Raw genomic sequence first — 22,775 nt, 5'->3', positions numbered from 1 at the left:
CGGTGCAATTGAATTGACATTCGGTTAACAGACCCGCCGCAGGTGCATGGCGCGCTACGCTGGGATGCGTGGCAGCGTGAAGTGAAACGTGGTGCCTTGGCCGGGGCTGCTGGTCACGTCGACGCGGCCTCCATGGCGCTCCACCACCGTGCGCACGAACACCAGCCCCAGGCCCACGCCGCGTGTGGCGCTCTGGTCAGGGTCGAGCCGCGCGAACTGCTGGAAAAGGGATTGCAACTGCTCCGGCTGGAGGCCGGCGCCTTCGTTGGCGATGGACAGCCGCCACCCGGTGTCCAGGCGTTGCACGGCGCAGTGCACAGAGGCGTTCTGGTGGCCGTACTTCACGGCATTGACCAGCAGGTTGGCGATGGCGCGCGTGAGCAGGCCACGGTCTGCCTCACAAAGCGCCGGCGTGTCCGGTCGCTGCACCTGGAACACCACGTGCCGCGCCTGGGCTTGCGGCCAGACGTCGTCCACCGCTTCGTCCAGCAGATCGACGAGGTCTACGGTTTCCATGCGATAGGTGCTTGATTCGGCGCGGGCGAGCTGCACGAACTCCTCGGCCAGGTCCAGCGTCCGGTGTGCGTGCCGCTCGATGCGCTCCAGCATGTCGGTCGACACCGTCGCCTGCGGGTTCATGCGCTGCACTTCGAGCAGCGCAAGAATCGAGGATTGCGGCGAGCGCATGTCGTGCGAGATGAAGCGCAGCGCCACGTCACGCTGGCGCTCGGCTTCTCGAATGGGTGTGATGTCCACCAGACTGGTGATCCAGCTCGTGGTTCGGCCTTCGGTGTTGAAGCAGGGCACAAAGCGCACCAGCAGATCGCGCCCATCGGCGTCGCGCGCTTCCGCGCCCCAGGGCAGGTTGTCCTGGCGCAGGCGGTCACGGGTGTCGAAGATCGGCTGGCGGGTGTCGGTGCGCTGCACGTAGCGCAGCAAGTCATCCAGGAACCGCCCGCGCAGCCGGTTGACCTGGCGTGCAGCGAAGTAGCGCCGCGCCGACTGGTTGGCCATGAGCACCTGGCCCGATGTGTCGGTGACCAGTGTCGCGTCCGGCACGCTGTTGAGCGTTTCGCTGACGAAGCGGTGCAGGTTGCGCAGTTGCTCCGAGGCGTCCTGGAGCGCGTGGATGTGACGGTCCAGCAGATCGCCCGATCGCGACGCGGGCAGCATGGTGGGCAGGTCGCGGCGCGCTTCCATGCGCTGGAACTCCTCCAGCAGGTAGCCGATGGCGGTGCGCAGGCGGCGCCAGACCCACAAGGGGTATGCCAGGAGCACGCCCAGCAGGCCAGCCGCGGGTGCGAACTGCAGACCTGCCAGCGCCGCGCCCAGCCAGGCAGCGCCAAGCGTGGCCGCGAGCAGGCTGGCGCTGGCCAGCAGGCCAGCCGTGGGCGGCAGCACCACCACCGCCAGCAGCGCCAGCGCCACGGGCAGCACGCAGAACACCGCGTTCTGCCACGCGCTGGCACGCTGCAGGCGCTGGTCCAGCAGCAGGGCGTTCATCACGTTGGCGGCAATCTCCACGCCGGGCATGAGCTCGGCCATGCCGGAACGGGGGGTGGCGTAGGCGTCGCCCATGCCGGCCGCAGTGGCCCCCACCAGCACGAACTTGCCGGCAAGCCGCTCGGCGCTCACCTGGCCCTTGAGCACGTCGACGTAGGAAACGCGCTCGAAACTGCCTGGGGGACCGGCAAACGGAATCTGTATCCAGTGGTCGCGCTGCCAGGCGGTCGGCTCGGTTGGGTCGGAGGGGCGTTGGCCGGGAAGGGGCTGGGGCACGTCGAATCCGCCGGTTCGCAGCACCGCCAAGGCCAGGTGGTCCCACCACTGCGTGCCATCGCCCTCGCGCAGGAAGGTGCTGCGCACGATGCCGTCGCTGTCGATCTCCAGGTGGATGTGCCCCAGCCCGGCGGCGGCGGCGGCCAGCGCGGGCACAGGCACGGTGTGCAGAAGGCGACCGTCGCCCTGGATGTCTTGCAGCACCAGGGGCAACACCACCTGCCCGGCGCGTGCGATGGCCTCGCCCAGCAGTCGATCGTCGCCCGCCACGACCGGATCGCGTTCGACGAGGATGAGGTCCAGGCCCACGGCGCGGGGTTGGGCGGCGGCGATCCGGTTGAGTGCCGCAGCGTGAATGGCGCGGCGCCAGGGCCAGCGGCCAATGGCTTCCAGGCTCTTGTCGTCGATGGCGACGATGATCACGTCGCTCGACACCGGCGGGCTGTTCAGTCGGCCCAGTTGATCGTTGATGACGAGGTCGATGCGCTCCAGGCTGCGCAGGGCGCTGAGCGCGGCCACGCCCGATAGCAGCAGGGCCGACAGCAGACACCATTCGAGCCAGCGTGTCGGGCGCCTGCGCCGCACCGGGTCCTGGAAGAACGACGAGACAGGATCGGAGGGATGGGAGTCCAAGCGGTGCTCAGCGTGCGCCGGGAGTCAACGGCAGACCCTCGGAGTTTGTCACCGGTCGGGCGTCGGAACTGGTCACGTTGGTAGGAATTTCCAGCCGCTGAACTGCAGACCAGGCACCCTCAAGACCATCTGCGTCGAGCTGGCGAACGCGCACGAAATAGCGGCCGGGCGCAAGTGGGGCGCGGGAATAGGCAGGCTGCGCCAGCTCGAGGTCGACCAGAGGCTGCGCGAAATTCGCGTCGCTGGCGATCTGAATGCGGTGCCGCCACGGGCCTCCTGGGCTGGCCCCCCAATGGATGTTCAGTTGAGCGCTGTCCGGCGCGCGCATGGCAGGGGCCTGGGGAACGGGTGGCAGGGCCACCACAGTGAAGGGCACGGGCGCGCTGAACGGACCGAGGTCGCGCTGACCCTGCGCGTCGCGCGCGACCGAGGCCACGCGCCACAGGTAACGACCCGGTGTGAGCGCGCGCACGGTGTGAACGCAGCGGCCGGTGTCGGGAGAGGTCGCCACGGGCCGGCGGAAGTCCGCACTCGATGCAACTTCGAACTGGTAGCCCTCGACGCCCGAAGCTTCGGTGCAACGCAGCTCGATGTCGGGCCCGGGCAACCTGCTGTCTCGAGTCGGCTCCAGCAACAAAGGCGCAGGCGGGAAGGCGTTGACGCGCAGGGCGTGTACCGCCTCGCCGCCTGGCATGCCCTGCGCATTGACCGCTCGCACAGCGACACGGTAGTCGCCGTCGCCTGGCGTGGCGAAACGCGCCAGCGGTTGCGCAAAGCTTGCGTTGCGCAGCACCTGTTGTCCCGCATCGTCGCTGCTGATTCGAACCTGCCATGCCACGGCACCTGGTTGAGTCGGCAGGGGGAGTTCGATCCACGACACGTCTTCGGCCAACGCGGGCAGCGGTGACAGGTCGGGCGCCGGCAACAAGGTGGACAGCTGGACAGCTGCGGGCTCCTGCGCACCCACGCGGGCGCCTTCGCCGGCGCGCACCAGCGTGGGTGTGCGGGGCGCTCGGGCCGACAGCGCTTGCACCTGGATCGCGCCGTCGATCACGTCACCGATAAATTCGCCGCGCTCCCCCACCGCCACGCCAAAGGTGGTGCCGCGCACACCGCCCACGGCCAGTGGCGTGCGCACCTCGAAGCGGCTGCCGGTGGCGCTTCGCAAGGGTGTCACGGTGGCATCGACACGGCCGCGTTCGAGTTGCAGGACCGATCGCGCGCGACCCGACGCAGGTTCGTGGCGCAACTCGCGAAGCTGCACCGCCGTGCCGGTGGCCAGGCGCAGCACCGAGCCATCGGCCAGACGCAGGCTGACGTGGCCACCCTCGGCCACCTCGACGCGCGCGCCCTCCGCCAGGCGCTGACCGGCCACCAGGGGCGTGACGCCTGCGGCGATCGCCTGGCCGGACACATGCAGCACCTCGGCCTGTGCGGGTGGTGCGCGCATCCATGCCGCAGGAATCACCAGCGTGCGCCCAGGCATCAGGCGCAAGGGATCACGCACCTGATTCAGTGATTGCAACCGTCGCCACTGCCCCGGGTCATCCAGGTAGCGCTGCGCCAGCCCATAGAGCGTGTCGCCCGGCTGCACCACATGACCTCCGTCCAGCTGGGCCCACGCAGGCAGCGACAGGCAGAACAGCGCGGCAGCGCGCACGAACGGGACGGGCTGGTTCTTCATGGGGTTCCTGGCAGGCCAGCGCTGCTGACCGGGCTGGTTTCTTCCAGCCGATAGCCGTGGTTGTAGACCGACACCAGGCGGTAGCCCGAAGGCGCCCGCAGTCCGAGCTTGCTGCGAACGTGCGAGGTGTAGACGTCAAGCGAGCGCGAAGAGATGTCGGCACCGATGCCCCACACCCCTTCGATGAGGTGTCCGCGCGAAAGCAGGCGTCCGACATTGCGAAACAGCAGCAGTGCGAGGTCGAATTCCTTGTGGGTCAGCGTGGTGATCTCGGCGTCGTCTTTCCAGACGGTGCGCTCCTGAACCTGGAAACGGTAGCGGCCCCAAACCACGTCCTTGGTCGCGGGGGCATGCCCACCACGACGCAGCAGTGCCATCAGCCGTGCCCGCAACTCCGCCACGCGGTTGGACTTGACCATGTAGTCGTCGGCACCGCCGTTCAGGCCTTCGACGATGTCGCGCTCATCGCTGCGGTTGGTCATCATCAGGATCGGCATCGGGGTCATTGACATGTTGCGGATGGCACGGATCACCTGGGGCCCGGAGACGTCGGGCAACTCCCAGTCCACGATGAAAAGGTCGAAGGTCTCGCGTGGCAACACGCGCAGCAGGGTCATGCCATCCGGAAAAAGGTGGCAGTCATGACCCATGGACGCAACGACGGCTCTGATCAGGTCCAGTTGAGCAGGATCGTCATCAACGGCGGCAATGCGCATGGGGGTGAGGCAGGTGAACAGGCAAAGAGGCCCTGAAAGTCGTTTGCACGAATATATAGATGCATGTTTTGTGATGCAGCCGTTTTGACAATCTATTAAGACTTCCTGCGGCAGCTTGTGCCAAGGTGCTCGATGGCCGGCCTTCCAGGGCCACAACCGCCTACAATGCCGAAAAAGCACGGTCGTTCGTTTGTACTCATCTGGGGCAGCTGGCCCGCATACAATGCCCTGTTGACGTTCACGTCAATTCGTGGCGCCCGTTTTTCCAATCATCAGGAGCAAAGCAGCATGAAGGTCATCGTCCCCGTCAAGCGCGTGGTGGATTACAACGTCAAGGTGCGGGTCAAGAGCGACGGCACTGGCGTGGACATCGCCAACGTCAAGATGAGCATGAACCCGTTTGACGAAATCGCGGTGGAAGAAGCCGTGCGATTGAAGGAAAAGGGCGTGGTCACCGAGGTGATCGCCGTTTCCTGCGGCGTCACGCAGTGCCAGGAAACCCTGCGCACCGCCATGGCCATCGGCGCGGACCGCGCCATCCTGGTGGAGACCGCTGTGGAACTGCAGCCGCTGGCCGTGGCCAAGCTGCTCAAGGCGCTGGTCGACAAGGAGCAGCCTGGCCTGGTCATCCTGGGCAAGCAGGCGATCGACGACGACTGCAACCAGACCGGCCAAATGCTGGCCGCGCTCGCCGGCCTGCCGCAAGCCACCTTTGCCAGCAAGGTCGACGTGGCCGATGGCAAGGCCAGCGTCACGCGCGAAGTCGACGGCGGACTGGAGACGCTGTCCATCACGCTGCCGGCGGTCGTCACGACCGACCTTCGCCTGAACGAGCCGCGTTACGTGACGCTGCCCAACATCATGAAGGCCAAGAAGAAGCAGCTCGACATCGTCAAGCCCGAAGACCTCGGGGTGGACGTGACGCCACGCATCAAGACCCTGAAGGTGAGCGAGCCGCCCAAGCGCGGAGCGGGCATCAAGGTGCCCGACGTGGCCACCCTCGTTGAAAAACTCAAGAATGAAGCCAAGGTGATCTGATCATGACTGCACTCGTTATTGCCGAACACGACAACGCCTCCATCAAGGGCGCCACGCTCAACACCGTGGCCGCCGCCGCCCAATGTGGTGGTGACGTGCACATCCTGGTTGCAGGGCACAACGCCGCTGCTGCCGCCACCGCCGCCGCACAGATCGCTGGCGTGGCCAAGGTGATTCACGCCGATGCCCCCGGTTTCGAACACGGCCTGGCCGAGAACGTGGCTGCCCAGGTGCTGGGCATTGCATCGAACTACAGCCACATCCTGTTCCCGGCCACCGCCAGCGGCAAGAATGTGGCTCCGCGCGTGGCCGCTGCACTGGACGTGGCTCAGGTCTCCGACATCACCAAGGTGGTCAGCGCAGACACCTTCGAGCGCCCGATCTACGCCGGCAACGCCATTGCCACTGTGCAGGCGCAGGATGCCACCAAGGTCATCACCGTGCGCACCACCGGCTTCGACCCGGCAGCGTCCAGCGGTGGCAGCGCCGCCGTGGAGACCGCCACCGCCGCAGCCGATGATGGCAAGAGCAAGTTCGTGGGCAGTGAGATCGCCAAGAGCGACCGCCCCGAATTGACCGCCGCGAAGATCATCGTTTCGGGTGGCCGTGCGCTGGGCAGCGCCGAGAAGTTCAACGATGTGATGACGCCGCTGGCCGACAAGCTGGGCGCCGCACTGGGCGCGAGTCGCGCCGCCGTGGACGCAGGTTATGCCCCCAACGACTGGCAGGTGGGCCAGACCGGCAAGATCGTCGCGCCCCAGCTCTACATTGCCGCTGGCATCTCGGGCGCCATCCAGCACCTGGCCGGCATGAAGGATTCGAAGGTGATCGTGGCGATCAACAAGGATCCCGAGGCGCCGATCTTCTCGGTGGCCGACTACGGCCTGGAGGCCGACCTGTTCGAGGCCGTGCCCGAGCTGATCAAGGCGCTCTGAGCCCTCTGACCAACACAAGGGCATCGTTCGCGATGCCCTTGTTGCATCTGCACCTGTGAATTCTGTGGAGACAACGCAATGAGTTACATCGCCCCCCTCAAAGACATGCTGTTCGACATCGAGCACCTGGCGCGCATCGACCGGGTGGCGCAGATGCCGGGTTTTGAAGATGCCGGGCTGGAAACCGCGCAGGCGGTGCTGGAGGAGTGTGCGAAGCTCAACCAGGACGTGATCGCGCCGCTGAACTTTGAAGGCGACAAGAACCCGTCGTCGTTCAAGGATGGCAAGGTCACCACCACGCCGGGCTTCAAGGATGCCTTCAGGCAGTATGCCGAGGGCGGATGGCAAGGCCTGCAGCACCCGACCGACTTTGGCGGCCAGGGCCTGCCCAAGACGATCGGTGCGGCCTGCGGCGAGATCCTCAACAGCGCCAACATGAGTTTCGCGCTCTGCCCGCTGCTCACCGATGGTGCCATCGAGGCGCTGCTTACGGCAGGCAGCGACGAGCTCAAGGCCACGTACCTGGAGAAACTGGTGAGCGGCCAATGGACCGGCACCATGAACCTCACCGAGCCGCAGGCGGGTTCCGACCTCGCGGCTGTGCGCAGCCGTGCCGAGCCGCAGCCCGACGGCACCTACAAGGTGTTCGGCACCAAGATTTTCATCACCTATGGTGAGCACGACATGGCGGAGAACATCGTGCATCTCGTGCTCGCGCGTGTGACCGGCGCGCCCGAGGGCGTGAAAGGCATCAGCTTGTTTGTGGTGCCGAAGTTCATGGTGAACCAGGACGGAACCCTCGGCGCGCGCAACGACGTGCACTGCGTGAGCATCGAACACAAGATGGGCATCAAGGCCAGCCCTACCGCCGTGCTGCAGTATGGCGACCACGGCGGTGCCGTCGGGTATCTCGTGGGCCAGGAGAACCGGGGCCTGGAATACATGTTCATCATGATGAACGCTGCGCGCTACGCCGTGGGCGTGCAGGGCATCGCGATTGCGGAGCGTTCCTACCAGAAGGCGGTGGCCTATGCAAAGGACCGCGTGCAGAGCCGCCCGGTGGATGGTTCGTTGAGCGCCGCTGCGCCCATCATCCACCACCCTGACGTGAAGCGCATGCTCATGACCATGCGAGCTTCCACCGAGGGTTGCCGTGCCATGGCCACGGTGGCCGCTGCTGCGTACGACGCGTCGCACCACCACCCGGATGCCGACGTGCGCAAACAGAACGCCAGCTTCTACGAATTTCTGGTGCCCCTCGTCAAGGGCTACAGCACCGAGATGAGCCTGGAAGTCACCAGCCTGGGCGTGCAGGTGCATGGCGGCATGGGCTTTATCGAGGAAACCGGTGCCGCGCAGCACTACCGCGACGCCAAGATCCTCACCATCTACGAGGGCACCACGGCAATTCAGGCCAACGACCTCGTGGGCCGCAAGACCTCGCGCGATGGCGGGACCACTGCCAAGGCCATCGCGGCACAGGTCGAATTGACCGAAAAGCAGCTCGCCACTGGCAGCGCCCAGGCCCGGGCAGTGGGCAAGCGTCTCACAGCAGCGCGCGAGGCATTTGTCGATGTGGTGGAGTTCATCGCCGCCAACACGCGCAGCAACCCGAATGCGGCTTTTGCCGGCAGCGTGCCCTACCTGATGCTCGCGGGCAATCTCGTGGCCGGCTGGCAACTGGCGCGCGCGCTGCTCGTGGCGGAAGAACTGTCCGCCAAGGGACAGGACGTGGCTTTCATGCAGGCCAAGATCACCACCGCGCGTTTCTACGCCGACCACCTCCTCAGCCGCGCAACCGGAGTCCGTGATGCCATCGTGGACGGCGCCGAGGCGGTGACTGCGCTGGACGTCGAATCGTTCTGAGTTCACACAACACATCCCTCCCGTTCGGGTTGAGCTTGTCCTTCGACAGGCTCGACGCGAACGGATGTTTTCCCGGTCATCCTGAGCCTGTCGAAGGGCAGGCTCAGGATGACCGGGGATGTCCTAACCACACATCGGAGACCCCATGACCGCACCCGTCCGCAGCCTGCCACCCGTTCTGAAGAACCTGAAGTTCCCGGTGATCGGGTCGCCGTTGTTCATCATCAGCAATCCCAAGCTCGTCATTGCGCAATGCAAGGCCGGCGTGGTGGGCGCCATGCCGGCGCTCAATGCCCGACCGGCCTCGCAGCTCGACGAATGGCTGGCCGAGATCACCGAGGCGCTGGCGGCGCACGACAAGGCCAACCCCGACAACAAAGCCGCACCGTTCGCCATCAACCAGATCGTGCACAAGAGCAACGACCGCCTGGAGCAGGACATGGCACTGTGTGCCAGGTACAAGGTGCCCATCATCATCACCAGCCTGGGCGCACGTGAAGACGTGAACCAGGGTGTGCACAGCTGGGGTGGCATCGTGCTGCACGACGTCATCAACAACGTGTTTGCGCACAAGGCGATCGAGAAGGGCGCCGATGGCCTGATTCCTGTGGCGGCCGGTGCCGGTGGCCACGCGAGCGTGAAGAGCCCGTTTGCCATGGTGCAGGAAATCCGCGAATGGTTTGGCGGCCCGATCGCGCTCTCGGGTGCCATCGCCTCGGGAGGCGCCATCCTGGCCGCGCAGGCCATGGGTGCCGATCTGGCCTACATCGGCTCGGCCTTCATTGCCACTCACGAAGCGCGGGCCGTGGACGGCTACAAGGAAATGATCACCACATCGGATTCCGACGACATCGTCTACAGCAACTTCTACACCGGCATCCACGGCAACTACCTCAAGGGCAGCATCCGGAACGCCGGCATGGACCCGGACAACCTGCCAGTCAGCGATCCGAGCAAGATGAATTTCTCCACCGGGGAAGGCGCCAACGCGGCAAAGGCCTGGCGCGACATCTGGGGCTGCGGGCAGGGCATCGGCGCCATCCATGAGGTGATGTCGGCGGCTGACATGGTGGCGCGATTCAAGCGCGAGTACGCTGAAGCCAAAGCCCGCATCTGCGCGGGTTGAAACCTGGTCAGGGTTTCGGCCCGCCGCGAAACCAGTTGCCCAGGGAGTCGAAAACTTTCCCGAGGTCGCCGCTGAACGTGCGGGCGTATTCCACGCCGCCCTGGTCGGAGATGGCCGACACCCAGCCGCCTTCGGCCCATTCCGCGTAGATCCAGTCATCGCCCTCGCGCACCAGGCCCGCTGGTGGTGAAGGAGGTGGCGCCTCGGGAACGCCCTTGAGGGCAGCTCCCATGAAGTCGATCCAGATCGGCAGCGCCAGCCGCCCGCCCGACTCCGCGCCGCCGAGCCCGCGCGGCTGGTCGTAGCCCATCCAGACGGCAGTGGCCAGCGTGGGCTGGTAGCCGGCGAACCAGGCGTCCACCGCGTCGTTGGTGGTGCCGGTCTTGCCATAGAGGTCGCTTCGCTTGAGCGTGGCCTGTGCGCGCGCGGCGGTGCCGGTGCGCGTCACTTCGTTGAGAAGGCTGGAGACCACGAAGGCATTGCGGGCGGGAATGGCGCGGATTTCTTCCGTCAGCGGCTGCGCGGGCGGCTCCTCGAACAGCACCTTGCCTTGCGCATCGGTGATCTTCTCGATGATGACCGGAGCCACGCGCCAGCCGCCATTGGCCAGCGTGGCATAGGCCTGCGCCATCTGCAAAGGCGTCGCGCTGCCCGTGCCCAGCGCCAGCGTGAGGTTGTCAGGCTGGCGTGCCGGGTCCAGGCCGAAGCGGCCGGTCCATTCCCGCGCTGCGGGGGTGCCGGTGTGTTGCAGCACGCGAACGCTGGCCAGGTTGCTCGACCGCGCGATGGCTTCACGCACCGTGATCGGACCTGCAAACTGGTGGTTGCTGTTGCTCGGACTCCAGCCGTTGGCGGCGGTGAAGGGCAGGTCGTCCACCAGGGTGGCGGGCATCACGCGTGCCTCGAGTGCGGCCGAATACAGGAGCGGCTTCAGGGCCGAGCCCGGCTGGCGCCAACCCTGGGTGACGTGGTTGAACGGCTGGCGCGTGAAATCAAAGCCCCCCACCAGCGCACGCACGCGGCCGGTCCTGGGATCCATGGCCACCAGCGCAGCCTCGGCTTCGGGCCACTGCGAAATAGCCCACACCGGGCCGGCCTTGCTCTTGCCGGTGGCGACCACGCGCACGACGGAGCCACGCTGGATCTTCAGGGGGGCCTTGGCTTTTGCGTCGAGCCCGCGCTGCGCCCATCGCAGACCCTCGCCTTTCACCGTGATGCGCGCTCCGCTGGTGAGTTGTACCTGCAAGGCCTTGGGGCTGGCTGTCAGCACGATGCCGACCCTCAGGGTTTCATCGTCGCGGTGGTCCTTCAGGGCTTCGGCAGCGGCGCGTTCGAGTTCAATGCCGTCTTTGGCGGGCAAGGTCTCCTGGTCTTCCGGGCCACGCCACGCGCCACGACGGTCGAACGCCAGCACGCCGCGCTGCACCGCCGCGTGAGCCGCCCGCTGGTCCGCGGCGCGCAGGGAGGTCGTCACTTTCAGGCCGCTGGAATAGGCCTCGTTGCCGAAGCGCTCCACCACGGCGCGGCGGGCCATCTCGGCCACGTGCGCAGCGTGCACGCTGCGCAACCCGGGCTGGCGGATGACGAGTTTTTCGGCGCGCGCGGCTGCCAGCTGCTCATCGGTGATGGCGTCCACCGCTCGCATGCGTGCCAGCACCACGCGCTGGCGTTGCGTGGCGCGTTCCAGGTTGGCCACCGGGTTGGCGTAGTAGGGGTTTTGTGGCAGGCCCGCCAGCATCGCCGTTTCGGCCAGTGACAGCTTTTCCAGAGGCTTGCCGTAGTAGATCTGCGCCGCTGCGGCGAAACCGTAGGCGCGCTGGCCCAGGAAGATTTCGTTGAGGTAGATCTCCAGGATGCGGTCCTTGGAGATTTCCTGTTCGAGCTTGATCGCAAGCCAGATTTCCTTGGCCTTGCGCTCGGCCGAGAATTCGCGCGTGAGCAGCATGGTGCGCACCAGTTGCTGCGTGATGGTGGAGGCGCCCTGGCGCTGACCACCGGTGATCGCCGCCACGAGTGCGCGCGCCATGCCCTTGGGGTCCACGCCCGAGTGCTCGCGAAAGCGTGCATCTTCCACCGCCAGCACCGCTTGTTGCAATTGCCGGGGGATGCGCGAAAGTGGCACGTACTCCCGTCGCTCGGTGCCAAACTGTGCAATCTCCACGCCGTCGGCGGTGAGCACCTGCAGGGGCAGCTTGGGTTGGTAGTTGACGATGCGGTCCAGCGGCGGCAGGTCGAAGGTCGAGGCCTGCGTGGGCAGCACGGAAAGGGTGGCCGCGACCAGGGACAGGCCCAGGAGCGCACGCCGGGGGTTTAGCGCAAACATGGAGGCGAATTGTCCCGGATGCATGCAATGCGCGTTGTGCACGCGGTGCCCGGCAAGGTAACGACCTGTGACCGGCGAGCGGCCCTCAGGCGCCTGACTTCAGTAGCCTTCGATGGCCACGAGCGTGCCTTTGGACGCACGCTGGCGGATCGCGACGAGGCGCTGGTATTCCGGGGAGTGGTAGAAGGCCAGCAAGTGCGCCATGTCGGGAAACTCCAGGATCACCTGGCGCGGGGGCGCGCCGCCGCCTTCGAGCACGGTGACCGCCCCTCCGCGCACCAGGTAACGACCGCCATGCGCGGCAATCAGGGCCGGCACTTCGCGGCGGTACTCCTCGTAGAGTTCGGGATCGGTGACTTCGATGCTGCCGTGGATGTAGGCGGTCATAAGGCGTGTCTCATGGGTGGGTGGGTGGTCAGGGCGAAGGGTAACGGTCTTTGCGCAGCGCCGTCCACGTCCATGCGCCACCGGCCGCGTCGATCACGCCGAACAGCGCAAGCATGGGTGATGCAAAGCCGGCGATCACCAGGCCGGTGAAGGCCAGCAGGGCGAACACACGCGTCACGACCGAAGCGGCGAAAAAAGGTCGGGCCTCGCTCACGGCCGCGTACCAGTAATACCAGCCGAGGTTGAACACCACCACGCCCAGCACACGGATCCACACCTCGCTGGTGGGCGCAAAGCCGAACATCGAGAGCATGAGGTTGGGCACGATCGCCAGCGATGTGCCCAGCGCAACGAGGTAGACGGCGAACGCCTTGATGGTGAAAGCCGCGTGGGACATGGTGCGCTCCTGTGTGATCGGGTGCGCCAGCTTAGCGCCAACTTCGTTCAGCTGCTGCCACGAATCATGGGCTCGAAACCCAGGTCGACCGAATTCTGCGCGGGTGTCTCGCCACGCATCAGGCCCAGCAGCATCTGCGCACTGGCTTCGCCCATGGCGCGGCGCGGCGTGCGGACCGTGGTGAGCGGCGGCACCATCTGGTCGCTGCCCGAGAGATCGTTGAACCCGACCACGGCGATTCGCCCCGGCACGTCCACGCCCAGTCGCAATGCCGTCAGCAGGCCGCCCTGGGCCAGATCGTCGTTGCAAAAGAACACCGCGTCCACATCCGGGCGGCTGCGCAGCAGGTCTTCCAGCAGCTCACCCCCCAGGCGCATGGACGATGGCTGAGGGCTCAGCAGTTCGAGCCGCGCGTCGTACAGGCCGTGCTCGCGCAAGCAACGGCGGTAACCCTCGGCGCGCTGCATGGTGCGTGGGTCGAGCTGGGCAGCCACGAAGGCGATGCGCTTTCGGCCGCGCCGGACCAGGTGCTCGGTGATCGCGTGGCCTGCCTCGATTTGCGAGAAGCCTACGCAGTACACGCCAGGCGCCTGCGTGAGCTCCATCAGGTACACGCAGGGTACGCCGCTGGCGGCGATGAGCTGGCGCGCGGCTTCAGTGCGATCGAAGCCGGTGAGCAGCAGGCCGGCGGGGCGGTGCGCGAGGTAACTGCGCAACAGCTGTTCTTCTTCCAGGGGCTCGTAATGCGTCACGCCAATCAGGGTCTGGTAACCGTGAGGCCAAAGCGTGCGTTGCACCGACTCAAGCACGTCGACAAACAACGCGTTGGACAGCAGCGGCACCAGCACCGGCACCTGTGCGCTGCGCTGGGAAGCCAATGCGCGCGCTGCCGGATCGGGCACGTAGCCCAATCGACCCGCCGCAAGTTTCACGCGCTCCACCAGTTCGGCAGCCACGCCCCGTTCGCCGCGCAGTGCGCGAGAGGCGGTGATGGGGCTGACCTCCGCCGCGCGGGCCACGTCATTGAGAGTGATTCGTCCGCTGTGGCGGCGCCTGCGTTCGGAGGGTTCCAAGGGTTTTCCCGGTATCAGGGTATGGGTGTTGGCGATTAGGATAGCGCTGTCCAGAGCAATCTGGCATCCGAATTTACCCTGAATCTGCCGCCGCATCTTGCCAGGAAACTCTCATCTGACCCGATGAGATGGCTCGTTGTCACCGCAGACCTTTTTTTGACTTCTTTGGACAGCGCTACCAAATGAACCAACGGCCTGAGAACACCTTGCTCGTCATCATGGGCGTGGCGGGTTGCGGCAAGTCCAGTCTGGGGCAGCTGTGCGCCCGCACACTGAAGGTGCCCTTGCTCGAAGGCGACGATTTCCATGCCGCCAGCAACATCCTGAAAATGCGCAGCGGCTCGCCGTTGAGTGACGAAGACCGCGCAGCCTGGCTCGACACCCTGGCCGAGCAATTGCAATCCCATCGCGAAGGCGTGGTGCTCACCTGTTCTGCGCTTCGGAGACGTTACCGCGACCGCCTGCGAGCCGCCGTGCCGGGCTTGAGGTTCGTGTTCCTCGATCTGACGCAGGAACAGGCGCGAGAGCGGGTGGCTGCCAGGCCGGCGCATGTGTTCCCGGTGAGCCTCGTGGCCAGCCAGTTCGAAACACTGGAGGACCCAAGGCAGGAGCCTGGCGTGCTGAGGCTGGACGCCACTCTCCCGCTGGCGGAGCTTGGCGCAGCGGTGGAGAACTGGTTGCGCACACCCGAGGAGGCTCGGGCATGAGGGCGGGTCAGCTACTGAGGCATGGCGCCGAGGCGCTGCTGGCGCTGTGCCTCATGGGCATGGTGGTGTGCGTGTTCGGCAACGTGATCCTGCGCTATTTCTGGGGCACCGGCTGGGTGGTTTCAGAGGAGCTTTCGCGCCTGCTGTTCGTCTGGCTGGTGTGCATTTCGGCCACGCTGGCCTTTGGCGAGGGCAAACACCTGGGCTTTGACCTCGTCACGACGCGGGTGAAGGGCGCGCCGTCAACCCTGCTGCGCTGGCTCGCACGTGGGCTGATGGCACTCGCCCTGTATTACCTGATCGACGGCTCCTGGTCGCAGGTGCGGGTGGGCCTGGACAGCCGCAGCCCGGTGATGAACCTGCCGCTGGCGGTGGGCGCAGCGGGCACTTTGGTGATGGGTGCGTGCATGGCGGTGTTGCTGGTGCTGCAGGCCTGGGACGATCTGCGCGGCAAAACCGACGGCGAGGAGTTGCCATGACCATCGCCATTTTTCTGCTGGTGTTGTTCGCGGCCATGACGGTTGGCGTGCCGATCGCGTTCGCACTCATGCTCACCGCGCTGGCGCTCATGGTGCATCTGGACTTCTTCGACGCCCAGTTGCTCGCGCAGAACGTGCAGGCGGGCTTTGACAGCTTCCCTTTGCTTGCGGTGCCGTTCTTCATCCTCGCCGGTGAGCTCATGAATGCAGGCGGCCTGAGCCGGCGCATCATCGAGCTGGCACGCTCGATGGTGGGCCACGTGCCCGGAGGCCTGGGTTACGTGGCCATTGCGGCCTCGGTGCTGCTGGCCTCCATGAGTGGCTCGGCCATTGCCGACACGGCCGCGCTGGCCACGCTGCTGCTGCCCATGATGCGGCGCCAGAACTACCCCGATGGATCGAGCGCGGGTCTCATCGCGTCGGGCGGCATCATCGCACCCATCATCCCGCCGTCCATGCCCATGGTGATCTATGGTGTGACCACCAACACCTCCATCAGCAAACTGTTCCTGGCCGGCATCGTGCCCGGGTTGATGATGGCCACGGCGCTGGTGATGGTGTGGCGCTGGGTGGCCAGGGACAAGCAACTGCCGGTGGCCGAAAAGACCAGCTGGCCCGAGCGCCGGCAGGCCCTGGCCAGCAGCGCATGGGCACTGATGATGCCCGTGATCATCATCGGTGGGCTTCGCATGGGTTTCTTCACGCCCACCGAAGCCGCGGTGGTGGCGGCTGTGTACGCACTGCTGGTGGCCACGCTGGTGTACCGCGAGCTCAACCTCAAGGGCATCTACCGCGTGCTGGTGGACGCCTCGCGCACCACCGGCGTGGTGATGTTCCTGTGCGGTGCCGCCACGGCAGCGTCCTACATGATCACCCTGGCCGACCTGCCCAACGATCTGGCCCGCAGCATCGGGCCGCTGCTCTCCGAGCCCATGCTTTTCATGGCCGTGGTCTGCGTTTTCCTGCTCGCCGTGGGCATGGTGATGGACCTCACGCCCACCATCCTGATCCTGGCGCCTGTGCTCTCCCCGCTGGCCGCCAAGGCGGGCATCGACCCGGTGTATTTCGGCTTCGTGTTCATCTTCGTCGGATGCCTGGGCCTGCTCACCCCGCCGGTGGGCACGGTGCTCAACGTGGTGGCTGGCGTGGGAGGTCTTCGCATGGAGCCTGTCATTCGTGGCGTCATGCCGTTCCTGCTGGTCTACATGGCCATGCTGGCCCTGCTCATCGTGTTCCCGGCCATCGTCTTGTGGCCTCTGAAGCTGATGTTCTGACATCTGGCTTTTTTTTTCACCGGCTCGCGCCGCATTCCAACCCAGGAGACTCACCATGAAACTCAAACAGCTCGCCATTGCCGCTGCCGTCACCATCGCCACGCTGGGCGCAGGTATCGCCCAGGCGCAAGACATCAAACCGCGCCTGATCCGCTTCGGCTACGGCCTCAATGAAGTGTCCAATCAGGGGCGCGCGACCAAGGTCTTCGCCGACGAGGTCGAAAAAGCCTCGGGCGGAAAAATGAAGATCCGTGCCATCGGCGCCGCCGCGCTGGGTTCGGATGTGCAGATGCAGCAGGCCCTGATTGGTGGTGCGCAGGAAATGATGGTGGGTTCCACCGCCACGCTGGTGGGCATCACCAAGGAAATGGCGATCTGGGACACGCCATTTCTGTTCGACAACGCCAAAGAGGCTGACATCGTGCTCGATGGCCCGGTGGGCCAGAAGGTGATGGACAAGCTGCAGGAAAAAGGCCTGGTCGGCCTGGTGTACTGGGAGAACGGTTTCCGCAACCTCACCAACAACAAGCGCGCCGTCACCAAGCTGGAAGACATGGACGGCATCAAGCTGCGCGTGATGCAGAACAACGTGTTCATCGACAGCTTCAAGACCCTGGGCGCCAACGCCGTGCCGCTGCCGTTCTCCGAACTCTTCACTGCGCTGGAAACCAAGACCGTGGATGGCCAGGAGAACCCCTACAACACCATCCTCTCGAGCAAGTTCTACGAGGTGCAGAAGTACCTCACGGTCACCAACCACGTCTACAGCCCCTGGATCGTGCTGGTGAGCAAGAAGTACTGGGACGGTCTGAGCAAGGACGAGCAGAAAGTGCTGCTGGACGCGGCAAAGAAGAGCCGCGACTTCGAGCGCCAGGACACGCGCGCCGAAGCCGACAAGGCATTGGCTGATCTGAAGGGCAAGGGCATGCAGATCAACCAGCTCAGCCCGGCCGAAGCCAACCGCATGCGCGAGAAACTGGCTGCAGTGAACAAGGGCATTGCCGCCAACGTGGGCGAAGACCTGTGGAAAGAAGCCCAGGCAGCCGTGGCCAAGGCGCGCGCCGCCAAATAAACGCGCGGCCGGGCTGAGGCACCGAGCCTCAGTCTGGCGCCACCGGGTGGTTGGCCATCAGCTCCAGCGCCTTCACCATCGCAGAGTGGTCGAGCTCACCCATGCCGTGGGCCGAGCAGGCCTGCATCAGCTGCGCCGCGTTCGCCGTTTGAGGCAGGCTCACGCCGAGCTCGCGTGCGCCCTGCAACGCGAGATTCAAATCCTTCTGGTGGAGCTGGATGCGAAAGCCCGGGTTGAAAGTGCGCTTGATCATGCGCTCACCGTGCACTTCGAGAATGCGGCTGGAGGCAAAGCCACCCATGAGCGCCTGGCGCACCTTGGCTGGGTCGGCGCCGGCCTTGCTGGCAAACACCAGGGCTTCGCCCACGGCTGCGATGTTGAGCGCCACGATGATCTGGTTGGCCACCTTGGTCGTCTGGCCGTCGCCGTTGCCGCCCACCAGGGTGATGTTCTTGCCCATGAGTTCGAGCAAGGGCTTCACGCGCTCGAACACCGCTTCATCGCCACCGCACATGATGGTGAGCGAGCCAGCCTTGGCGCCCACTTCGCCGCCCGAGACCGGGGCGTCGATGTAGTCAGCACCGAGTTCGTTGATGCGCTTGGCGAAAGCCTTGGTGGCCATGGGCGAGATCGAGCTCATGTCCACCACCACCTTGCCTTTGCTGAGGCCGGAGGCGACGCCATTCTCTCCGAACAGCACGGCCTCCACGTCGGGTGTGTCGGGCACCATGGTGAAGATCACTTCCGCCTCGCGCGCCACGGCGGCGGCGTTGTCACAGCGCTTTCCGCCGGCCGCGCCGATCGCCTCGGGCACCTGGCTGCGCGTGTGCACATACAGCGTGTGACCCGCGTTGGCGAGGTGCAGGGCCATGGGCGTTCCCATGATGCCGAGGCCGATGAATCCGATCTTCATGGAATGTCCTTGCAAGAGAGAGGAGGTGTTCAGTAGCCGTCCGGCGTGGTGCGCGGATGGGTGGCGCGCAGCGTGGACAGCACCTGTTGCGAGCCGGCGGCGATGAGGCGGGCATCCGAGCTGATGGTGACGAACTGGAAGCCCATGGCGATGCGGCGTGCCGCCGCTTCGGGCGAGCCATTGTGGATGCCAGCCACCAGGCCGTGTGCCCTGGCTCGCGCCAGGATGTGTTCGACCGCCGCCGCCGCCTTGGGGTCGAGATCGTCGAAGGTCGGGTTGCAGCCGAGTGCCAGCGAGAGATCGGACGGGCCGATGTAGATCGCGTCCAGGCCGGGCACCGAAAGGATGTCTTCCAGGTTGTCGAGGGCCTGCGCCGTCTCGATCATCGCGAAGGTGACGATGGTGTCGTTGGCGTGCTTCGGGTAATCGGCGCCGCCGTAGAGGAGGGCTCGCACCGGGCCGAAGCTGCGCGTGCCGCGTGGCGCATAGTGCGTGTACGCCACCAGCTTCTGCGCGTCTTCGCGCGTGTTCACCATGGGGCAGATCACGCCGTAGGCACCGGCGTCCAGCGTCTTCATGAGAATGCCGGGCTCCAGCCACGGCACGCGCACCACGGGCACGGTGTCGGTGGTGGAGATCGCTTGCAGCATGCCCACCATGGCCTGGTAGTCGACCACGCCGTGCTGCAGGTCGATGGTGAGCGAGTCCCAGCCCTGGTGGGCCATGGTCTCGGCAGAAAAGCTGTTGGGAATGGCGAGCCAGCCATTGGCCACCGCGCCGCCAGCGGCCCAGATCTGTCGCAGTCGGTTCGGTCTCATGAGATGGAGAAGTTGTGGTTCATCGGTCCAGCGCCGGGCGCTTGGGGTTGAAGGTCCAGTTTGGCATCAGGTACTGCATGGCGATCGCATCGTCTCGTGCGCCCAGGCCGTGCTGGAGGTAGAGCTGGTGCGCCTTGTCGACCTCGGCCATGTCGAGTTCCACGCCCAGGCCTGGTTTCTTCGGCACCTGCACATGGCCGCCCACGATTTTCAGCGGTTCTTTCGTCAGGCGCTGGCCATCCTGCCAGATCCAGTGGGTGTCGATGGCCGTGACCTTGCCAGGTGCGGCGGCGCCCACGTGGGTGAACATGGCGAGCGACACGTCGTAATGGTTGTTGGAGTGCGAGCCCCAGGTCAGGCCCCAGTCACGGCAGGTCTGTGCCACGCGCACACTGCCGGCCATGGTCCAGAAGTGCGGGTCGGCCAGCGGAATGTCGACCGATTGCAGCGAGAGCGCATGCGTGAGCTGGCGCCAGTCGGTGGCGATCATGTTGGTGGCCGTGGGCAAGCCGGTGGCGCGGCGGAACTCCGCCATCACCTCGCGGCCTGAAAACCCGTCCTCGGCGCCGCAGGGGTCTTCGGCGTAGGCGACCACACCGCGCATGCGCTGGCCCAGGCGGATCGCATCCTTGAGCAGCCAGCCGCCATTGGGGTCCAGGGTGACGCGGGCCTGCGCAAAGCGTTCGTGCAACGCGATCACCGCCTCCACTTCCTCGTCGCCGCGCAGCACGCCGCCCTTGAGCTTGAAGTCGTTGAAGCCGTAACGTTCACGTGCGGCTTCGGCCAGGCGCACCACCGCTTCGGGCGTCATGGCCTCTTCGTGGCGCAGGCGGCTCCAGGCGTCGGCGCCATCGGGTTCGCTGGCATAGGGCAGATCCGTCTTCGTCCGGTCGCCGATGTAGAACAGGTAGCCCAGCATCTCCACCGCATCGCGCTGCTGGCCTTCGCCCAGCAGTGCCGCCACGGGCACCTCCAGGTGCTGGCCCAGCAGATCGAGCAGAGCGCTTTCCACGGCGGTGACTGCGTGGATGGTGGTGCGCAGGTCGAAGGTCTGCAATCCGCGCCCGCACGAATCCCGGTCGGCAAAGCGGCTGTGCAATTCGCGCAGCAGGCGCTGGTGGTCGCCAATCGGTTGACCCACCACCAACTCGCGCGCGTCTTCCAGCGTCTTGCGGATCTTCTCGCCCCCGGGCACTTCACCCACCCCCGTGCGCCCGGCACTGTCGGTGAGGACGAGCAGGTTGCGTGTGAAGAACGGGGCATGCGCCCCGCTCAGGTTGAGCAACATGCTGTCGCGCCCGGCCACCGGTATGGCACGCAGGTCGGTGACGCGGGGCGTGGAGGCGGACACGGTGACGGGACTCAGCATGATCAGTCGGCTTTGATGTTGCGCGTCTGGATCAGCTTTTGCCAGCGGGCGAACTCCGCCGCCTGGAACGCGGTGAACTGCTCTGGCGTGCTGGCCACCACCTCGAAGCCCACTTCCAGCAGCTTGGGTTTGACGGCCGGATCGTTCAGCGCGTCGCGGATGGCGGCGTGCAGCCTGGCTTTCACATCGGCCGGCATGCCCTTGGGTCCGGCCACAGCCTGCCAGGAGTAGACGTTGGCGTCCTTGATGCCGAGCTCGTCGAGCGTGGGCACGTCGGGCAGCAGCGGGGAGCGCTGGGCGCTGGTGATGGAGAGCGCGCGCAGCTTGCCGGCGCGAATCTGCGGCATGGCGGTGTTGATGTTCATGAACGAAGAATCCACCTGGTTGCCCAGCAGATCGGTCATCACGGGGCCGCCGCCCTTGTAGGGCACATGCACGCCACTGGTGCCGGTCTGTTGCCAGTAGAGCTCGGCAGTAAGGTGGTCGCTGCTGCCGTTGCCGGACGAGGCAAACGTCATCTTGCCGGGGTTGGCCTTCTGGAAAGCCATCACGTCGGCCATGCTCTTGTGGGCGGAAGCGGCGGGCACCACGAGCACGTTGGGTGCCTGCACAGCCACGGAGATGAAGTCGAATTCCCTGGGGGCGTCGTAGCTCACCTTGAAAAGGTGGGGCGCGATCACAAAGGGACCCAGCGAGGAGACGAACAGCGTGTGGCCATCGGGCACGGAGCGCACCACATGGGTCGCGCCGATGGTGCCGGTGGCGCCGGCCTTGTTTTCCACCACGAAGGTGCCGCCGAGCTTTTCCTGCAGTTTGGGCTGGAGGGTGCGCGCGATCACATCGGTCGAACCTCCGGGCGGGAAGGGCACCACGAGGGTGACGGTTTTGTCGGGCCAGGCCATGGCCGCAGTGAGGGTCATGGATGCGCCTAGCGCGCAAAGCAGTTGCTTCATGGTGGAGTCTCCTGTCGTTGGGAAATCGGGCTGGATGGACTTCACTTGGTACCGGTACCAGATGAAGTTGGGGCGAATGGTACCGGTACCATCTTCCGCCGTCAACGGGTTTTTCCTGCAGCCGTAATCCCCCGGCGCACACGACCGGACCCACCGGAGAGAACTCAGGAAGTCGTATCCCGCTCCACGATCGAGAACCCGACGTCGACCACCCGGTGCGCCACCTCCCGCCCCTCGGCCCGGTCGATCAGAAACTGTGCCGCCAGGCGACCGATGTCCACACCGTTGATCCGCACCGTGCTCAGCGCTGGCGCCATGTCGGCAGCAAAGGGCACGTCGCCAAATCCCACGATGGCCAGGCGCTCGGGTATGGAAATGCCGCGCACCCGCGCCTCGGTCAAAACCCCCAGCGCCAGCAAGTCCGAACTGCAGAACACCGCGTCCACATCGGGCGCCTGTGCCAGCAAACGGCCCAAGGCCTCACGGCCACTGCCTAACGAGCGCGAGGCACCCACATTCACCACCGCCACCGTTCCCAGCCCGGCGCGTGCCACCGCATCGGCAAACGCCGTGGCACGCCGGTCCGCACGCTCGTCTTCCGCGCGAATGAGCGCCAGGCGTCTTCGACCCTTTGCCATGAGGAAGCGCGCCACCTCGCGGCCGATGTCGTTGTGTGAGAAACCCACCAGCATGTCGATGGGTGTCGGCGTCAGGTCCCAGGTCTCCACCACGGGAATGCCCGAAGCCAGCAGCCGTGTGCGGCCCAGGCCGGGGCGCAGGATGCCGGTGAGGAAGATGCCGTCTGGCCGCCGGCCGATGATCGCTTCCAGCAGCGACTCCTCTCGGCTGGCGGAGTAGCCCGACTGCCCCAGCATGAGCTGGTAGCCCGCATCGAACAACGTGCCATTGAGCGATTCGATGGTGGGCATGAAGACCGACATCACTGTGCTGGGCACCACCGCCGCGATCAGCCGGCTGCGCGAGGACGCCAGGCCGCCGGCCATGCGGTTGGGCACGTAGCCGGTCTTCTGCACCGCCTCCAGCACCTTCTGCCGCACGTCGGCCGACACCTGTTCGGGTGTGTTGAGCACGCGCGAAGCGGTGATGGGCGCGACGCCGGCCAGCCGGGCCACGTCGCGCAGGGTGATGGCCCCGCTGCCTCGGCGCGCACGCCGGGTGTTGTCGGATTCTTTCATTTGCGGCTTAAAATGGTACCGGTACCAATTTGTGGAC

The 22,775-nt window shown here is 65.8% G+C and carries 20 protein-coding genes; 8 read left to right on the top strand and 12 right to left on the bottom strand.

The features are described 5' to 3' along the window. Positions 1-54: 54 nt before the first annotated feature. From AB7F11_RS11865 to AB7F11_RS11855, 3 genes are read right to left on the bottom strand one after another with little or no spacing between them, the layout of a single operon-like run. Complete coding sequence (locus AB7F11_RS11865) at positions 55-2,412, bottom strand: CHASE2 domain-containing protein (protein ID WP_428289821.1); 2,358 nt, start codon at positions 2,410-2,412, stop codon at positions 55-57. A gap of 7 nt (positions 2,413-2,419) precedes the next feature. Further along, positions 2,420-4,096 (bottom strand): FecR domain-containing protein, encoded by a 1,677-nt coding sequence (locus AB7F11_RS11860; RefSeq protein ID WP_428289822.1) that lies wholly within the window; start codon positions 4,094-4,096, stop codon positions 2,420-2,422. After that, the gene (locus tag AB7F11_RS11855; protein WP_428289823.1) at positions 4,093-4,812 is read right to left on the bottom strand and encodes a response regulator transcription factor; all 720 of its coding nucleotides are present in this window, start codon (positions 4,810-4,812) and stop codon (positions 4,093-4,095) included. Before AB7F11_RS11855 ends, AB7F11_RS11860 begins: the two co-directional genes overlap by 4 nt. A 288-nt stretch (positions 4,813-5,100) precedes the next feature. On the opposite strand from AB7F11_RS11855, the gene AB7F11_RS11850 reads away from it, so the two are divergent. The 4 genes from AB7F11_RS11850 to AB7F11_RS11835 all read left to right on the top strand — a co-directional run bounded on the left by AB7F11_RS11850 (position 5,101) and on the right by AB7F11_RS11835 (position 9,777). Further along, positions 5,101-5,850, top strand: a complete 750-nt coding sequence (locus tag AB7F11_RS11850; protein ID WP_428289824.1) for an electron transfer flavoprotein subunit beta/FixA family protein — start codon at positions 5,101-5,103, stop codon at positions 5,848-5,850. A gap of 2 nt (positions 5,851-5,852) precedes the next feature. Then, on the top strand, positions 5,853-6,785 hold the full coding sequence (locus AB7F11_RS11845; protein ID WP_428289825.1) for an electron transfer flavoprotein subunit alpha/FixB family protein: 933 nt from the start codon (positions 5,853-5,855) through the stop codon (positions 6,783-6,785). A 78-nt stretch (positions 6,786-6,863) separates the two neighbouring features. Beyond that, positions 6,864-8,651, top strand: coding sequence for an acyl-CoA dehydrogenase (locus AB7F11_RS11840; RefSeq protein WP_428289826.1), 1,788 nt, complete (start codon positions 6,864-6,866; stop codon positions 8,649-8,651). 145 nt (positions 8,652-8,796) lie between these two features. After that, entirely contained in the window at positions 8,797-9,777 is a 981-nt protein-coding gene (locus AB7F11_RS11835) for an NAD(P)H-dependent flavin oxidoreductase (protein ID WP_428289827.1), read from the top strand. A gap of 7 nt (positions 9,778-9,784) precedes the next feature. Here the strand turns inward: AB7F11_RS11835 and AB7F11_RS11830 are convergent, their stop codons facing one another. The 4 genes from AB7F11_RS11830 to AB7F11_RS11815 form a co-directional block, all read right to left on the bottom strand. Beyond that, positions 9,785-12,100: a penicillin-binding protein 1A gene (locus tag AB7F11_RS11830; RefSeq protein ID WP_428289828.1), complete on the bottom strand. Its 2,316-nt coding sequence runs from the start codon at positions 12,098-12,100 to the stop codon at positions 9,785-9,787. Between the two features lie 99 nt (positions 12,101-12,199). Further along, positions 12,200-12,487: a DUF1330 domain-containing protein gene (locus AB7F11_RS11825; protein WP_428289829.1), complete on the bottom strand. Its 288-nt coding sequence runs from the start codon at positions 12,485-12,487 to the stop codon at positions 12,200-12,202. A 28-nt stretch (positions 12,488-12,515) separates the two neighbouring features. After that, complete coding sequence (locus tag AB7F11_RS11820; RefSeq protein ID WP_428289830.1) at positions 12,516-12,884, bottom strand: hypothetical protein; 369 nt, start codon at positions 12,882-12,884, stop codon at positions 12,516-12,518. A 47-nt stretch (positions 12,885-12,931) separates the two neighbouring features. Next, positions 12,932-13,957 (bottom strand): LacI family DNA-binding transcriptional regulator, encoded by a 1,026-nt coding sequence (locus AB7F11_RS11815; protein WP_428289831.1) that lies wholly within the window; start codon positions 13,955-13,957, stop codon positions 12,932-12,934. Positions 13,958-14,139: 182 nt separating this feature from the next. On the opposite strand from AB7F11_RS11815, the gene AB7F11_RS11810 reads away from it, so the two are divergent. The 4 genes from AB7F11_RS11810 to AB7F11_RS11795 are packed head-to-tail and all read left to right on the top strand — an operon-like array spanning position 14,140 to position 17,489. Next, positions 14,140-14,664, top strand: coding sequence for a gluconokinase (locus AB7F11_RS11810; protein WP_428289832.1), 525 nt, complete (start codon positions 14,140-14,142; stop codon positions 14,662-14,664). Continuing rightward, complete coding sequence (locus AB7F11_RS11805) at positions 14,661-15,143, top strand: TRAP transporter small permease (protein ID WP_428289833.1); 483 nt, start codon at positions 14,661-14,663, stop codon at positions 15,141-15,143. The genes AB7F11_RS11810 and AB7F11_RS11805 overlap by 4 nt, the downstream gene beginning before the upstream one ends. Continuing rightward, a complete protein-coding gene (locus AB7F11_RS11800; RefSeq protein ID WP_428289834.1) occupies positions 15,140-16,417 on the top strand; it encodes a TRAP transporter large permease in 1,278 nt (425 codons plus the stop codon). Before AB7F11_RS11805 ends, AB7F11_RS11800 begins: the two co-directional genes overlap by 4 nt. Positions 16,418-16,472: 55 nt before the next feature. After that, complete coding sequence (locus AB7F11_RS11795; protein WP_428289835.1) at positions 16,473-17,489, top strand: TRAP transporter substrate-binding protein; 1,017 nt, start codon at positions 16,473-16,475, stop codon at positions 17,487-17,489. A gap of 28 nt (positions 17,490-17,517) precedes the next feature. On the opposite strand, the gene glxR is transcribed toward AB7F11_RS11795, so the two are convergent. From glxR to AB7F11_RS11770, 5 genes are all read right to left on the bottom strand, one after another. Further along, positions 17,518-18,402: a 2-hydroxy-3-oxopropionate reductase gene (gene glxR / locus AB7F11_RS11790; protein ID WP_428289836.1), complete on the bottom strand. Its 885-nt coding sequence runs from the start codon at positions 18,400-18,402 to the stop codon at positions 17,518-17,520. Positions 18,403-18,431: 29 nt separating this feature from the next. Continuing rightward, a complete protein-coding gene (locus AB7F11_RS11785; RefSeq protein WP_428289837.1) occupies positions 18,432-19,220 on the bottom strand; it encodes an HpcH/HpaI aldolase family protein in 789 nt (262 codons plus the stop codon). Positions 19,221-19,239: 19 nt separating this feature from the next. Then, positions 19,240-20,589, bottom strand: coding sequence for a glucarate dehydratase (gudD, locus tag AB7F11_RS11780; protein ID WP_428289838.1), 1,350 nt, complete (start codon positions 20,587-20,589; stop codon positions 19,240-19,242). A gap of 2 nt (positions 20,590-20,591) precedes the next feature. Further along, the gene (locus AB7F11_RS11775) at positions 20,592-21,542 is read right to left on the bottom strand and encodes a Bug family tripartite tricarboxylate transporter substrate binding protein (RefSeq protein WP_428289839.1); all 951 of its coding nucleotides are present in this window, start codon (positions 21,540-21,542) and stop codon (positions 20,592-20,594) included. A gap of 164 nt (positions 21,543-21,706) precedes the next feature. Next, complete coding sequence (locus AB7F11_RS11770) at positions 21,707-22,738, bottom strand: LacI family DNA-binding transcriptional regulator (RefSeq protein WP_428289840.1); 1,032 nt, start codon at positions 22,736-22,738, stop codon at positions 21,707-21,709. Positions 22,739-22,775: the final 37 nt, after the last annotated feature.

This window comes from Hydrogenophaga sp. (assembly GCF_050250835.1).
GTDB lineage: Bacteria > Pseudomonadota > Gammaproteobacteria > Burkholderiales > Burkholderiaceae_C > Hydrogenophaga.
This window is presented reverse-complemented; position numbering and strand designations above follow the sequence as displayed.

What these genes read in the sequence shown, in the direction of transcription:
- AB7F11_RS11860 (WP_428289822.1), bottom strand. Translation starts at nt 4,096, where the DNA reads ATGAAGAACCAGCCCGTCCCGTTCGTGCGCGCTGCCGCGCTGTTCTGC.
- AB7F11_RS11855 (WP_428289823.1), bottom strand. Translation starts at nt 4,812, where the DNA reads ATGCGCATTGCCGCCGTTGATGACGATCCTGCTCAACTGGACCTGATC.
- AB7F11_RS11850 (WP_428289824.1), top strand. Translation starts at nt 5,101, where the DNA reads ATGAAGGTCATCGTCCCCGTCAAGCGCGTGGTGGATTACAACGTCAAG.
- AB7F11_RS11845 (WP_428289825.1), top strand. Translation starts at nt 5,853, where the DNA reads ATGACTGCACTCGTTATTGCCGAACACGACAACGCCTCCATCAAGGGC.
- AB7F11_RS11840 (WP_428289826.1), top strand. Translation starts at nt 6,864, where the DNA reads ATGAGTTACATCGCCCCCCTCAAAGACATGCTGTTCGACATCGAGCAC.
- AB7F11_RS11835 (WP_428289827.1), top strand. Translation starts at nt 8,797, where the DNA reads ATGACCGCACCCGTCCGCAGCCTGCCACCCGTTCTGAAGAACCTGAAG.
- AB7F11_RS11830 (WP_428289828.1), bottom strand. Translation starts at nt 12,100, where the DNA reads ATGTTTGCGCTAAACCCCCGGCGTGCGCTCCTGGGCCTGTCCCTGGTC.
- AB7F11_RS11825 (WP_428289829.1), bottom strand. Translation starts at nt 12,487, where the DNA reads ATGACCGCCTACATCCACGGCAGCATCGAAGTCACCGATCCCGAACTC.
- AB7F11_RS11820 (WP_428289830.1), bottom strand. Translation starts at nt 12,884, where the DNA reads ATGTCCCACGCGGCTTTCACCATCAAGGCGTTCGCCGTCTACCTCGTT.
- AB7F11_RS11810 (WP_428289832.1), top strand. Translation starts at nt 14,140, where the DNA reads ATGAACCAACGGCCTGAGAACACCTTGCTCGTCATCATGGGCGTGGCG.
- AB7F11_RS11805 (WP_428289833.1), top strand. Translation starts at nt 14,661, where the DNA reads ATGAGGGCGGGTCAGCTACTGAGGCATGGCGCCGAGGCGCTGCTGGCG.
- AB7F11_RS11800 (WP_428289834.1), top strand. Translation starts at nt 15,140, where the DNA reads ATGACCATCGCCATTTTTCTGCTGGTGTTGTTCGCGGCCATGACGGTT.
- AB7F11_RS11795 (WP_428289835.1), top strand. Translation starts at nt 16,473, where the DNA reads ATGAAACTCAAACAGCTCGCCATTGCCGCTGCCGTCACCATCGCCACG.
- glxR (WP_428289836.1), bottom strand. Translation starts at nt 18,402, where the DNA reads ATGAAGATCGGATTCATCGGCCTCGGCATCATGGGAACGCCCATGGCC.
- AB7F11_RS11785 (WP_428289837.1), bottom strand. Translation starts at nt 19,220, where the DNA reads ATGAGACCGAACCGACTGCGACAGATCTGGGCCGCTGGCGGCGCGGTG.
- gudD (WP_428289838.1), bottom strand. Translation starts at nt 20,589, where the DNA reads ATGCTGAGTCCCGTCACCGTGTCCGCCTCCACGCCCCGCGTCACCGAC.
- AB7F11_RS11775 (WP_428289839.1), bottom strand. Translation starts at nt 21,542, where the DNA reads ATGAAGCAACTGCTTTGCGCGCTAGGCGCATCCATGACCCTCACTGCG.
- AB7F11_RS11770 (WP_428289840.1), bottom strand. Translation starts at nt 22,738, where the DNA reads ATGAAAGAATCCGACAACACCCGGCGTGCGCGCCGAGGCAGCGGGGCC.